Here is a 12,251-nt window from a genome sequence, read left to right as displayed (position 1 = left end):
GCCATGCCACGGTTTCGATGTCACCTATTTTGTTACGACACGTCAACAGCGGTTCGGGTTCACTCATCTTCCTGGTCCCCACCTGACGCCTCTCCGGCGCCTTTTCCACATCGCTCACCACGACGGTCTTCAGCCAACGCAGCATGTGGCGGTTTGAATCCTCCCCCCGAAGGGCGACTCCGAAGGGCCATACCTTCATCTCTCGCGCAGCATCAACTCCAGAGCACGCCCTACCCTCCCATCAGCACTCCTTCGTCGTTCATGGCACACGCCTCGGCAAGTTTGCTGACGCGCAGGTGATCGGTGCTGGCTGGGGTTTCTGGTGGGACTGTGCAGCGAGAGGCTGACGCCGGGTCCGGGGTTTCAGGGGTACGGGCACGACACCTGGAGATCATGGAGGTTCCTACGCCGTCATGATCAACCCGAGATGTCGTGCCCGCCGTCCCAGTATCGCCGCCTGCCCCTGCTCTCGATCAGCTGGCTGCCGCCGTCGCCGACGGTCATTACCCTCCGTCGTCGGTGACGGGTCTGCTGGCGGTCTTCGGCCGGGTCCCGGACCCGCGGAAACCCCGAGGTAGACGGCACAGCCTGGCCGTGGTGCTGACCCTGGCGACGTGCGCGGTGCTCGCTGACGCGCGGTCGTTCACCGCGATCGGCGAATGGGCCTCCGATGCCGGTCAGGCGGATGCTCTGCACACCCAGACCGAGACCGCCCGCTGGCTGGTCGGCCGCGGGGTGAAAGCCACCGAGACCGAGGTCGCCTACCTGGTCACCAGCCTGCCGACACATCAGGCCAGCCCGACCCAGTCGGTGGTGCTGCGGTTCCGCGGCGACACACGGAATCCGCCGTACCGCGAAGAGCCGCTCATGCCGTGGTGACGACGACCTTGCCGCGAGCGTGCCCGCGTTCCAGATAGCGCAGACCTTCGGCGACGTCGACCAGTGGGTACGTCCGGTCGATGACCGACGTGAGCTTCCCGTCCTCGACGAGCCGGGTGAGGGTGAGTAGCTCCGCCTGATCCTGACGGGTGGGCAGCGGTCGGAGCCGCTGCCGGACGAAGCCGTTGACCACGATCGCGCGGAGCATCCAGCCGACCGCCCCGACGACGTGGCCGGGTGAACCGCCGGCATTGAGCACGAGGGTTCCCGTCGGGGTCAGCGCCCGGCGCAGCCGGCTCAGTGGCCGGTTGCCGACGTTGTCGAGGATCACGTCGTAGTGGGCGTGCGCGTCGGTGAAGTCATCGGTGGTGTAGTCGATGACGTGTGTGGCGCCGAGCGCGCGGACCAGTTCGACGTTGCGGGTGCTGCACACCCCGGTGACTTCCGCGCCGAGCGCGGCCGCGATCTGGATGGCGTATGTACCGACGCCGCCGGCGGCCCCGTTGACGAGTACCAGGTGCCCGGCCTGGACCCCACCCATGTCGCGGATCCCCCGCAGGGCGGTGGTCGCGGCAATCGGGAGCGCCGCCGCCTGCCCGAAGGTCAGGCCGGCCGGCTTGGGTACCACCGTGTCCGCCGGGGCGCGGGCATACTCGGCGAATGCGCCTGGGCAGAAGCCGAGCACCTCGTCGCCGGGTCGTAGCACGTGCACGTTCGCGCCGACCGCCTCCACGACGCCCGACGCGTTGATCCCGGCCACACGGCGCTTCGGCCTGGTCAGTCCCATTCCGGGCATGAGTCGCGCGACGAGCGGGTCGCCTCGCACCATGTGCCAGTCGTACGGGTTCAGCGCGGCGGCCCGCACCCGAACCAGTACGTCATCCGGCCCGAGTTCGGGCATGCCGACATCGGTCAGCTGCAGGATGTCCGGCGGGCCGAACCGCTCCTGGACGACTGCCTTCACCAGGTCTCCTCTGTCGTCATGCTGGCGGGCCGGAAACGCGAGATCACCGAATCTGCCAGCATGGCGATACTGACAACGGATTGCGCGGCCCACGACACGCCGGCATGGCGATGGTCCCACGCCGGGCTATCGCGAGACAGGATGGCTGGCTGGCTCGAACGCAGATCCGGTGGAAGTGCGACGAAAAACGCCGTGGCCGTCCAGTTAACTGTGCGGTCACACTATCAAGCTCCGCCGCCGTCCCGATGCGCTGGCGACGGAGCGCCCCTTTCCGAGGCGTGGCCGAGGTTCCGCTCTCCTTCGTGAGCCCGTTACTCCGGTTGCCGGAGAGAGCGGAGCAGGAGCCGGCCGAACCGGGTGAGGAGCAGGGCGCCGGAGCCGGCGAGCGCGGCGAGCACGCCGATGAGGAGGTCTCGCGCCGAGTTCGCGCCGAGGACCTGGAGTACCGCGAAGGCGGCGCCGAAGGGCAGGCCGACGACGGTGAGGACGCCGAGCGCCGCGCCGACCTGCTGCCCCTCCTGGGTCTGGGCGATCCGGTTCAGGTCGACGATCTCGGTGAGCACGGCGTCGAACCGCTCGGGCAGATGGTGCTGTGCCTGGTAGACGGTGAGGATGTCGTTCGCCGGGCCGTGGGCGCTGGCGTCCCGGAGCCAGTAGATGTTGCGGAATCGGGCGGCCCGTTCTTCGAGACGGGCGAGATGACGCGTGAGGTCCTGGGCTTCGAACGCGCGGGCCGCCTCGTCGATCATCTCGGTGATGGCCGCGTTCTGGATCATGCCGATCAGGACCGCGTCGAGGTAGGTGGTGTGGGCGTAGAGCTGAGCGAAGCCGAAGAACGCATCATCGGCGCCGTCGTCGGGGCGTAGACCGAGAAAGGCGGCGCCGTCCCGGGTGACGAGCCCGCGCCAGTCGGCGGAGAGGATCACTCGTCCGTCGAGGAGCTGGTCGGCGTGGTCGGGATCCGGTGGGTAGTCGGCGTTGGCGGTACGGGACGCGAGATGCCACAGCCAGGTGTCCGCGGTCGACCAGGAGTCGATTCGGACGGCGTCAGCGGGTCGCGGCGGGTCGGCTTCGGGAAGGGTGGGGAAGGTCAGAAACGCGATCGTGAACCCTCGGGCCGACGGCGCCAGACGGGCCCAGGTGGGCAGCGCCGAGCCAAGGTCAGGGGGTGGGGTCGCACTGCCGCGCCGGCCGGCGACGGCGCGCAGGACGTCGAGGAGCTCGGACCCGCCGGTCTGGACGTGGACATGGACGCGGACATGGACGATGACGAAGGCGAAGGCGCGGTCCGGCCGGTCCGGGTCGGGTAGGAGGATCTCCGTACCGAAGATCGGGTTGTTCGTCTCGCCGGTGGGTGCGGTGCGCTGCCAGCGGCTCGGCCGGTCAGGCGTGCCGTAGAGGATGCGTGTGCAGGCGGCGCTGAAATAGGTGCTGCGCGCGGCGGTGGTCGCTTCGATTTCCTTGTGGCGTAACGGCAGCGGACCTTCCGGCCAGTCCGGGGTGCCGGTGAGGAAGGCGGGACAGACGACCACGAAGGAATGCCGTCCCGGACGGTCTACCGGTAGAATTCGTCGACCTCCGGAAGGTCCAGTCTGATCACGAAATGGGCTCGGCCGGTGGACGGGGCGACCTCGAAACGCACACGCTCCCCGACGATGATCGTGCGGAATCCTTCGGTGACGATGTCGCTGTAGTCGAAGCCGTGGATCTCGCCGGTCTCGTCGTCGCGAACCAGGTAGGTCGCGGTGACCCGGTGGGGTCCGCTGCCCAGCGGTTGGCGATCGACGATCCGGCCGAACCGCTGCCCGCTGTCCGGCACGCCGGTCATGGTCACGCGACCTCCCGCACGCAGCGGAACCCGACGGCGTTACTGCTGCCCCGGCGTAGGTACAGGGCCTTCGACGAGGTCTGCACCGCCCGGTACGGGTTGTCGTAGGAGCCACCGCAGATCACCGCAGAGTTGATCCCGTCAAACACGGTCTCGGTCCATTCCCACACGTTGCCGGACATGCCGTGCACCCCGAACGGGGACAGGTTCGCCGCATGATCGGTCACCGGAGTCGGGGCGCAGTCCCGCAACCGGCCACCGTCGATCTCCTGCTTCCAGACCTCGTAGGTCACCAACGGCCGGCCGCTCCACGCGTCGGCGCAGTTGACCGCGGCCAGGTCGACGTCGTCTCCCCAGGGGAACAGCCGGCCGTCCGTGCCCCGGGCGGCGGCCTCCCACTCGACGCAGGTCGGCAGCCGCTTGCCCTCGAAGCGGGCGAAGGCGTAGGCACTCCACCAGTTAACGCAGTTCGCCGGGTAGTTGTCGTACGCCGGATCGGTGAAGTACTCCGGGTTCCGCAAGCGTTCCCGCCATGGTTCGTGGGTGTGGCCTGGCGGAGCGCCCGGATGATCCCACTGCGCGCAGCCCTGCTCGGCGACCGCGGCGAGAAACGCCTTGTACCGCCCGACCGTCACGGGGAACTCGTCGAACAGCACCGGCTTCTCGATCTTTCGGAGGAGGAGGCGGTGGCTCGGCCCGACCAGGTACGTCGCTGCCGGGAGCGTCCGCGGGGGCGCGGGGATCGTCTCGGCGCCGAGGTGGACGAGGAACTCCCGGACCTGCTCGGTCAGAATCGGTTCGGCGTTGCTGCCCGCGGCTTCCCGTCCGGCCGCGGTCCGCAGGTAGCGCGCGGCGAAATACTCCTGGAAAACGGTGTGCACCAACGCCACCGTGCCGGCGCCGGCCGGGCGGAACAGGGGCGCGAGCAGGAACGTCTCCAGCGTGACCCGTCCCTCGGCGAAGCATTCGATGCCGACGTGGGTGCAGAGGTCCGCCAGAGTGAACACCGCCTGATCGGCCAGGAATGCCGGGCCGAAGTAACTCTCCAGCCTGGGCCGGAGATCGGCGAGCCCGGCGGTGTTCAGGACCTGCCCGATGCGGGCCGGCACCAGGTCCACGAGGTGCCTGGCCGCATCCGCGGCGGGCCTCCGCGCGAGCTGGCCGGTCTGCTGAGCGAGCCGCAGTTCCAGCGGCGAGACCGAGTAGACCCGCTCGTCCGCGTGCAGCTTCAGGTCACCGAGCCGGACCACGCTGAACTGCGGAAGCTCCAGCGGATCGACGCCGTTCGCGTGCAGCTGCTGGACGAGCTGCTCCGAGATCAGCGACGAGCTGTTCAGCAGCCGGCGGACCTCGGGCGAGTCGGCGAGGAACGAGTAGCGGGACGACATCACGACCGTCGACTCCGCCGACAGCGCCTGCGAGACGTCGGAGAACACACCGAGGAACGCCTCCAGGCTCGTGTTCGGCACCGCCTCATCGATCGCGTCGAGCACGCACAGCACGGAGCCGGCCCGGATCAGGTACAGGAAGACGTCGAAGACCCGGTTCCGCGGAACCGTCATGTACGGGTTGAGGGTCCGGGTGACAAAGTCACCGAACTCCTCCTCGGGTTCCTTCAGGCTCATGTCCAGGTAGAAGCGGTAGCGATGCCGTGCGGGTTCCGAACCGTCCGCCGCGAGCTGCTTCAGCAGCGTCGTCTTCCCGCTGCCCGGACCACCGATGACGAGGATGTTCGCCGAGGTTCTCACGAGGCGGCGCAAGATCTCCCCGGCGTCGGGCGTCTCGGTGACCGTCATCTCGCCGGTGTGCTGGTCCGCTTCCAGCACATCCCCGGCAATCCTGAGCGGCTCTACGTCACGGGGTCTCGTCTCCGGGTAGCTGACCGTCAGGGCGGACAGGTGCGACGGTACGTCGACGATCCTCTCCACAAACCGCTCGTAGGCCACGATGCGGATCTCACCGTCCGCGAACGGCGCCACATCCTCGGACGGCTCGTCCGCGACGATCAGGAACCGGGTGTGCTTCGGGAGTTGGGTACTGAGGATCTCGCCGCCGGTCGTGGTGAGAAGCTGGTTCAGCTCTTCCAGGCTGCAACTGAGCATGATCTCCACATACTCGGCCTGCAACCCGATCTGCCGGCAGAACAGCTGGTAGACGGTGCTCTCGGACAGTTCGAACCGCTTGATCGCCTTGTACCCCAGCGTCGCGTATAGGCCCGAGAGGAACTCGGCCTTCCGCTCGACTAGCAGATCAAGGCTGGGCGCGTCACCGATGATCGCGGTGACACCGGTGCTGGTGAACCAGTCCAAGACGTCCAAGAGCCGGCGCACGGCGAGAAGGCCGTCCTCCTCGGCGATCTCATAACCGTCATGCGACGAGCGGTTCCGAAGCCGCTGGATGTCGGTGAACGCGTTGATGACGTTGGTGCTGCGGATATGCGGCCGGCAACCTTTGATCAGATCGTTCAGCGCCTTGCCGGACGGGTCGCCCGGAACCTCATGATAGGTCCACAGCTGCTTCAGCAGCCATTCGGCGATCTTCCCGATGAGCGAGACGGTGTTCTCTGGGTAGCCGTCACCCAACGACTTGATCGGCCGGGTGAAGTCGAGACCAAGATGTCGCGCGATCCGATCATGACCGTTGAGCTCGCCCTGCAGCCGATGAAGACGGTCATCGACGGTCTCGGTCACGAGACGGTCCTCCTCCGGGTACCGAGCACGAAGGCGAACCGGTCGGGAAAGAACAGCACCGGTTCCGGATGGCAGGCGTCGATCTCGGCCACGCCTGCTTCGATCTGGTCATCCTCGAACGTCGAGAGCAACGACATGTACCGACTGCGCACCATCGCCAGGTACCGGTCCTTCGGGATGCTCAACGGGTAGTCGCGGTACGTAAGACTCGCGGTCAGGCCCGCATCGCGCATGTGGTCCGCGATGTCGGCAGGGTCCGGCTGCAGCTCCTCGAACCGCTCCAGGGCCGCGACGAACAGCGGGTACGAGATCCGAGTCGGCAACATCACGATGAGGAAGCGGCCGCCGTCGCCGAGAAGGTCGGTGAGCCCGGCGATGACCCGCGGGCGGTCGGCGGGGGCCACGTGGTGGATCGCCTCTTTGATCATCACCACGTCGAGCGAACCGGGCTCGACGGCCGTCGTCGCGTCGGGGCTGGCCGCGCCGACGAGCTGCTCCGCCGAGGCGTGCACCGGGCGAAGACCGGGATCCGAAGGCAGCTGGCTCAGCATCCCCTCGGACGGGTCGGCGCACAGGATCGGCGTCAACGGCCGGACGATCTCGAAAACCCGGCGGGTGTACAGTCCCGTCCCGCACCCGACGTCGATGATCCGATCGTGGGAGGTCAGGGTGAGCGCCCCGGCCATCTCCCGGGCCATCCAGTCGAGGAAGGCGTCGCTGTAGGTCCAGTTCTGGTCGTACGCGTCGGCGAGGCGCTCATAGTGCGCCGACGTTCCCGGCTCCGCCAAACTGGATCACCTCCCGCCCTGCAACCCAGGCGGATCGTAACCGATCGGCTCCCCAACGGCTCCGGATTGGGACAAGTCGGCCAACGAGCGTGACGCCCTGCCACCGACTCTGGGACGTAAACGGGAACTCTGTTCGTCCCTCCGACGACCACGGTTCTCGCGAGAGTCGAGCCGGGCCAGCAGGTCGGCCAACTGTCTGGCGTTGCGCTGCGCATAGTCGGCATAGCAGTTGTTCATGAGGACGTGGGTCGTGGCGACGCCGTTCGCCAGCTCCCGGATCCTCGGGGCCCATGCGCGCAGTTCGTCCTCGCTGTAGCGGTAGCCGAAGCGTTCGTGGATGTCCTTGCTCGTCCACCGCTCGCTGTGACCGTGGAACCGGACGACCGCGAGATCGGCAGTCGCGGCGAGCACCGGCGGAATCGAACTCGGATAGCCCTGGGGCATGTCGACGCACACGTACGGAATCGCCTGAGAGGCGAGGAAATCGAGTGTCTCCTCACGGTTGCGTTCGTCCATCCAGGTGTGGTTACGGAATTCCACGCAGATCCGCACCGGCCGGCACCGGCGCTGGCACTCCAGGATGTAGCGATTGTTCGCGGCGCTGATCGGAAACCACTGCGGGAACTGGAAGAGCAGGGCGCCGAGCTTGCCGGCCTCGGTGAGCGGTGCCAGCGCGGTGAGGAACCGCTCCCACACCTCGTCGACGACGTTGGCGTCCAGGTCGCGGACGTAGAGGTTCCTCCGATCCGGCCCGACAACGTCGCGCAGGTACCTGTACAGCGCGCCCGGGCGAGTCGGATGCCCCGTGAGCAGCGAGAAAGCCTTGACGTTGAAGGTGAAGTCGGCCGGGGTGCGCGTCGCCCACGTCCGCACCGTCCGCTCCGCCGGCGGCGCGTAGTAGGTGGAGTCGACCTCGACCAGCGGGAACTGCCGGGCATAGTAGCGCAGCCGCTGCTCGGCGCTGGTGACCTCCGGTGGGTACCATCCGGACCTCAGCAGCGTCGGGTCCGTCCAGGAAGCTGTCCCGACCAGAATGTCACCCATGCCCGTCACCTCCCCGCCGGGTTCCACGCTCGCGAACCGGTACCTGCCCGCGAACGGCATGGTTGACGTCAGGACCCGTTATCCTTTTACAGGCGAATGTACCGGTACCCCGCCCGGGCCGGCCCGACCGGGAATGAACGGGGTGTACTCCAGGAACTCCTGCCGCGAGCGCGCCGCGAGGACGTCCACCCGTTTCTCGCTGTACCGGGAATCGTCAAGCATCTCACCGGGATACCAGTTGTTGAGCGTCTCGTGGTCGTCCCACTGGAACACCCACGGCACCTCGCGGTTGAACGCGAGCAGGTTTGCGTCGAGCAGGTTGTACCGGTAGTTGCCGCGGTACTCCGCGAGGGTCTCGGCGACCTTGGACTTCTCCGGGACGACGAGGTTGCGCCACACCGAGCCGTCCGCGAGCGGAACCGTCGGGAGGAGCGGCCCGTCCGCGTACACGGTGTCCCCGGAGCAGATCGCGAAGTCCGGGTGGTGAAGTCGGTCGCCGCGCCCACCCGGACGACACCGACCCGCCGGGCGGCGGTGAACCTCTCGGTGGCTGCCACGTCGACCGCGAGCGCCGACGGCCGATCGGCCCGTGCCCACACCACCGCGCTGTCCGCGGTGACATCGCCGGACTGCACGCCGGAGGTGAACGTGGGCCGGCCACCCCGCACCTGGCCCGGGGCCCGGTCCGCGACCCGCGCCGCCGGAACCCCTACGGCGGTGCCGGCGGCGGCCGCCAGTGACGCCACCGTCGCTCGGGCCAGCACGTCCCGTCGGTTCGGCACGCGTTCCTCTGCCATCTCGCCCAGCCCTCCTGTCACTGTCCGTATGGCTGCAGTCCCCCGACGTCGACCATCACAGTGCAGGTTCCGGGCAGCCGTCGGCCCCCGTTCCGGAAGCGAAAAAGTGAACTGTGCGTGGCGTCCCGCACCGCCTGCCGCACCGCGTCCCGCCCAGACCACCTCTTCCGGGTAACCCTCGCGAGAAACCCGGGCGCCGACCGCTCGGATGAAGTCACGCGCAGATCCGCAGAGCCGGGGAGCCGGGGAAACCCTGGTCATCTGGGCCGCTCTCACGGCCCCTTATCGCTTTCGCGATCCGTATCTACGTAGAAATTGCTATGATCTATCCGTAGATGCGGTTTCAGTCGGAGCTTTGCCGTCAGTAGATCAGGCGGTTGATCAGAGTGGATGCGTGACATGTTCTGGCCAGGCCCCGCCCACCCCGACGACGAGACCAGGCACTGGCTCGCCCGGGTCGAAAAAGTCGCCCCGGTCCTGGTCCAGCACCGTGAACAGGCCGAACAGGAGAGAATGACGCCGCCCGACGTCATCGATGCCCTGCGTGAGCAGAACATCCACCGGATGTGGGTCTCCCCGGCCTTCGGCGGTGGCGGGGTGAGTGTCCGGACCGGTTCCGCGGTGCTCCAGGCGCTCGCCCGGATCGACGCCTCCGTCGCCTGGCAGATGGGGGTCCAGGGCGTTATCGGCCGAATGTCGGACTACCTCCCGGAGCAGACGGCCGGCCGGATGTTCCGGGAGAGCGATGGTCTCGTCGTCGGTGGGATCAACCCGTCGGGCCACGCCGAGGCCGTCCCCGGCGGTTACCGGGTACGCGGTCGGTGGTCCTTCGCCAGCGGCTCCACCCACGCCGACTGGCTGGTGTGCGCCTCACTCGTCACCGAAACCAGCGCGGCCGGCGAGGTAGCCGCGGGAGGTATGGCGGACTCGTCGGCCCCGACCCCGCCCACAACCCGGATGATGTTCGTTCCGCGGGATGCCGCCCGTTTCACCGACGACTGGTTCACGATAGGGCTGCGCGGCACCGGGAGCGTCAGCTTCACTGTCGACGACCTCTTCGTCCCCGAGGAGCACACCGTCGACGGCGGGCTGCTGCGCCGGCTGCCCGCGGCCCGGCCCTCGCGCGGCTACCCCATCGCGTACTACGACTTCGGCCCGTTCACGGCCGCGTCAACATCGCTCGGCATCGCCCAGGACGCGCTGAGCGCCTTCCCGGGGCTGGCGGTCAGCGCGGTTCCTGCCCGCGGGACGGAGACGCTGGCGTCCAGCCACACCGTTCAGGCCGGCATCGCCCGCGCTGCGGCCCTGGTCAGGGCGGGCGAACTGCTGCTCGACGATGCGGCCGGCCACGCGAGTGCCCGCCTCATCGGCGGGGAGAAGCTCAGCGCCCTGATCCGGCTCGCCGCCGCCGCCGGCGGCGAAAACACCCTGAAGGCCGTGGACACCCTGCACGGCCTGGCCGGCACCAGGGCCCTGGGCGCGGCCGGCCGGCTCGACCGCTGCTTCCGCGACATCCACACCGTGGTCGCGCACATCACCCTGGCGCCGACGAACTTCGAGATGGTCGGGTCGTATCTCCTGGGCGGCTCGTTGCTGATGCGGCGCTGACCCTCGCCCGATGCCCCGAGCCCCGAGTACGGTCCTGCGGTTTCCTCCTGCGGTTTCCCCGTCGTGGCGGGCACCCAGGGCGCCCTCGCGGATGGCGGTGATGACGGCCGAGAAGTTCCGACCGGGACCGTCCCGGCGGACGAAGTCCGCGTAGATCTCGGCCGCGGTGTGCCCAGCACCGTACCCATCCCCTTGGGGAGCACCGTACCCATCCCCGCGGGGAGCACCCGGTGACACCCGTGGGAGTATGCCACTGGCAACCCACGGCTGACTCGAACGACTACATCAGTGTTATCAGAATGTTGTTGACAATGACCGGCGACGTTCGCGGTCGGCGATGGTCACGTCGGCAAGACTCGCAGTCCGCGAACATCCGGCCCATGAAATCACAGTCCGCGATGCCACACCCGGCGAAACCGTGTTCGACGATGCCTCACCAAGACATACCCAACACCCGCTACAATGGAAGCCCGCGAACATCAACATTCAAACAAACACCCAACATCCAGATCCGAAGAAAATACATTCCGACGCCCCCCGGCAACCCGTTATCCCACCGTTCCAGCACGGCCGACCAGGAGCGTTCGTGGCTCGTCCGCCCGAAGTGCTGTTCGTCTGCGTTCACAACGCGGGCCGTTCTCAGATAGGCGCCGCTCTGCTCGACCGACATGGTCGTGGCCTGTTCCGCGCCCGATCCGCCGGCACCGCCCCGGCCCCGGCCATCCACCCGGGAGTCGTCACCGTCATGGCCGAGGTAGGCATCGACCTGTCCCGGGAGTCCCCGAAGCGACTGACCAACGAGATGGTCCGCGACTCCATCGTCGTCATCAACATGGGATGCGACGACGCCGTTCCCAGCTACCCCGACACGCGCTACCTCACCTGGAAACTGGATGATCCGGCGGAGTGCGCGCTCGAGGAGATCCGGTCGATCCGCGACGAGATCGACGCCCGCGTCCGGGCGCTGGTCTACAGTCTCGGCGTGGCCGCCCGCGTCGGGCTACTGAAGAACCAGCCCGGTTACACCGGGATCCCGCCTGGCGGTACTGACCCGGATGCGTGGCGCTATCCTCCACCGGTCGGGGCGGGCGCACCCGACACAACCGCGTGATCCGGCGCGACCGCGTCGACGGGCTCGGCCTCCCGGTGCGGGATGATGATCGTCGCGCCGATCCGGACGGTGCCGCCACGCACGACGTCGGCGCGCAGGCCACCCCGGTCGCGTAGCGCGCTCCAGACCCCGGGGCGGGTGAGCTGTTCGAGGTAGGAGCACGGTGGGCAGGGCCGGGCACCGAGCAGGACAACGTCGTCGATGCGGAAGGTCCGCCCGACGAGGTCGAGTAGCGCGACGCCCTCCGTCACCAGGTTTCGCCTGGTCTCCCACTCGGCCAGAGCCACCCCGGCATCCGCGGCCACGGCGGCGATGACCTCACGCTCGATCAGCGTGACGGCACGACCGGCGCCACCGCGCGCGGAGTAGGTCCCGGTGCCGATGGCGTAGCGGTCGCCTTCGAGGCCGTGACCCTCGATCACTCGAACAGCCTCACAGGCCCGCCTCCGGGTACCCCGGATCGGCGTGGTGTAGATCCCGACCAGGCGTCCCGCGGCCATGATGCCGACGCTACCCCGTTTCGGGTCACCCGCGCCCGGACA

Annotated in this window: 11 protein-coding genes and 1 pseudogene; 3 read left to right on the top strand and 9 right to left on the bottom strand. The window is 68.2% G+C overall.

What is annotated here, in order from left to right; all coding sequences use genetic code 11:
* The first annotated feature begins 432 nt into the window (after positions 1-432).
* Positions 433-879: a transposase family protein gene (locus AC08OQ_RS03100; RefSeq protein WP_476599051.1), complete on the top strand. Its 447-nt coding sequence runs from the start codon at positions 433-435 to the stop codon at positions 877-879.
* Here AC08OQ_RS03100 and AC08OQ_RS03095 read toward each other — a convergent pair.
* The 8 genes and pseudogenes from AC08OQ_RS03095 to AC08OQ_RS03060 all read right to left on the bottom strand — a co-directional run.
* Positions 866-1,843 (bottom strand): NAD(P)-dependent alcohol dehydrogenase, encoded by a 978-nt coding sequence (locus AC08OQ_RS03095; RefSeq protein ID WP_476599049.1) that lies wholly within the window; start codon positions 1,841-1,843, stop codon positions 866-868. The two genes, AC08OQ_RS03100 and AC08OQ_RS03095, sit on opposite strands and share 14 nt — an antisense overlap.
* A gap of 311 nt (positions 1,844-2,154) precedes the next feature.
* Positions 2,155-3,375 carry a hypothetical protein gene (locus tag AC08OQ_RS03090; protein ID WP_476599047.1) on the bottom strand — a complete coding sequence of 407 codons (1,221 nt, stop codon included), beginning with the start codon at positions 3,373-3,375 and terminating at the stop codon, positions 2,155-2,157.
* Between the two features lie 23 nt (positions 3,376-3,398).
* Positions 3,399-3,671, bottom strand: coding sequence for a hypothetical protein (locus AC08OQ_RS03085; RefSeq protein ID WP_462188237.1), 273 nt, complete (start codon positions 3,669-3,671; stop codon positions 3,399-3,401).
* A 2-nt stretch (positions 3,672-3,673) separates the two neighbouring features.
* Entirely contained in the window at positions 3,674-6,361 is a 2,688-nt protein-coding gene (locus AC08OQ_RS03080; RefSeq protein WP_476599045.1) for an SUMF1/EgtB/PvdO family nonheme iron enzyme, read from the bottom strand.
* Positions 6,358-7,149 (bottom strand): class I SAM-dependent methyltransferase, encoded by a 792-nt coding sequence (locus AC08OQ_RS03075; RefSeq protein ID WP_476599044.1) that lies wholly within the window; start codon positions 7,147-7,149, stop codon positions 6,358-6,360. The genes AC08OQ_RS03080 and AC08OQ_RS03075 overlap by 4 nt, the downstream gene beginning before the upstream one ends.
* Positions 7,150-7,155: 6 nt before the next feature.
* Positions 7,156-8,193 carry a DUF72 domain-containing protein gene (locus AC08OQ_RS03070; protein WP_476599042.1) on the bottom strand — a complete coding sequence of 346 codons (1,038 nt, stop codon included), beginning with the start codon at positions 8,191-8,193 and terminating at the stop codon, positions 7,156-7,158.
* A gap of 78 nt (positions 8,194-8,271) precedes the next feature.
* Entirely contained in the window at positions 8,272-8,643 is a 372-nt protein-coding gene (locus AC08OQ_RS03065; protein WP_476599040.1) for an alkaline phosphatase D family protein, read from the bottom strand.
* 83 nt (positions 8,644-8,726) lie between these two features.
* Positions 8,727-8,990, bottom strand: a pseudogene (locus AC08OQ_RS03060) (PhoD-like phosphatase N-terminal domain-containing protein); the annotation flags it as partial.
* 399 nt (positions 8,991-9,389) lie between these two features.
* On the opposite strand from AC08OQ_RS03060, the gene AC08OQ_RS03055 reads away from it, so the two are divergent.
* Positions 9,390-10,598, top strand: a complete 1,209-nt coding sequence (locus AC08OQ_RS03055) for an acyl-CoA dehydrogenase family protein (protein ID WP_476599053.1) — start codon at positions 9,390-9,392, stop codon at positions 10,596-10,598.
* 586 nt (positions 10,599-11,184) lie between these two features.
* Positions 11,185-11,709, top strand: coding sequence for an arsenate reductase ArsC (locus tag AC08OQ_RS03050; RefSeq protein ID WP_476592497.1), 525 nt, complete (start codon positions 11,185-11,187; stop codon positions 11,707-11,709).
* On the opposite strand, the gene AC08OQ_RS03045 is transcribed toward AC08OQ_RS03050, so the two are convergent.
* On the bottom strand, positions 11,664-12,209 hold the full coding sequence (locus AC08OQ_RS03045) for an MOSC domain-containing protein (protein ID WP_462203297.1): 546 nt from the start codon (positions 12,207-12,209) through the stop codon (positions 11,664-11,666). The genes AC08OQ_RS03050 and AC08OQ_RS03045 overlap by 46 nt on opposite strands.
* Positions 12,210-12,251: the final 42 nt, after the last annotated feature.

Source organism: Frankia sp. CcCS3, assembly GCF_977927575.1.
This window is presented reverse-complemented; position numbering and strand designations above follow the sequence as displayed.

Coding starts and splice junctions, on each gene's coding strand:
- AC08OQ_RS03055 (WP_476599053.1), top strand. CDS start 9,390: ATGTTCTGGCCAGGCCCCGCCCACCCCGACGACGAGACCAGGCACTGG.
- AC08OQ_RS03085 (WP_462188237.1), bottom strand. CDS start 3,671: ATGACCGGCGTGCCGGACAGCGGGCAGCGGTTCGGCCGGATCGTCGAT.
- AC08OQ_RS03045 (WP_462203297.1), bottom strand. CDS start 12,209: ATGGCCGCGGGACGCCTGGTCGGGATCTACACCACGCCGATCCGGGGT.
- AC08OQ_RS03070 (WP_476599042.1), bottom strand. CDS start 8,193: ATGGGTGACATTCTGGTCGGGACAGCTTCCTGGACGGACCCGACGCTG.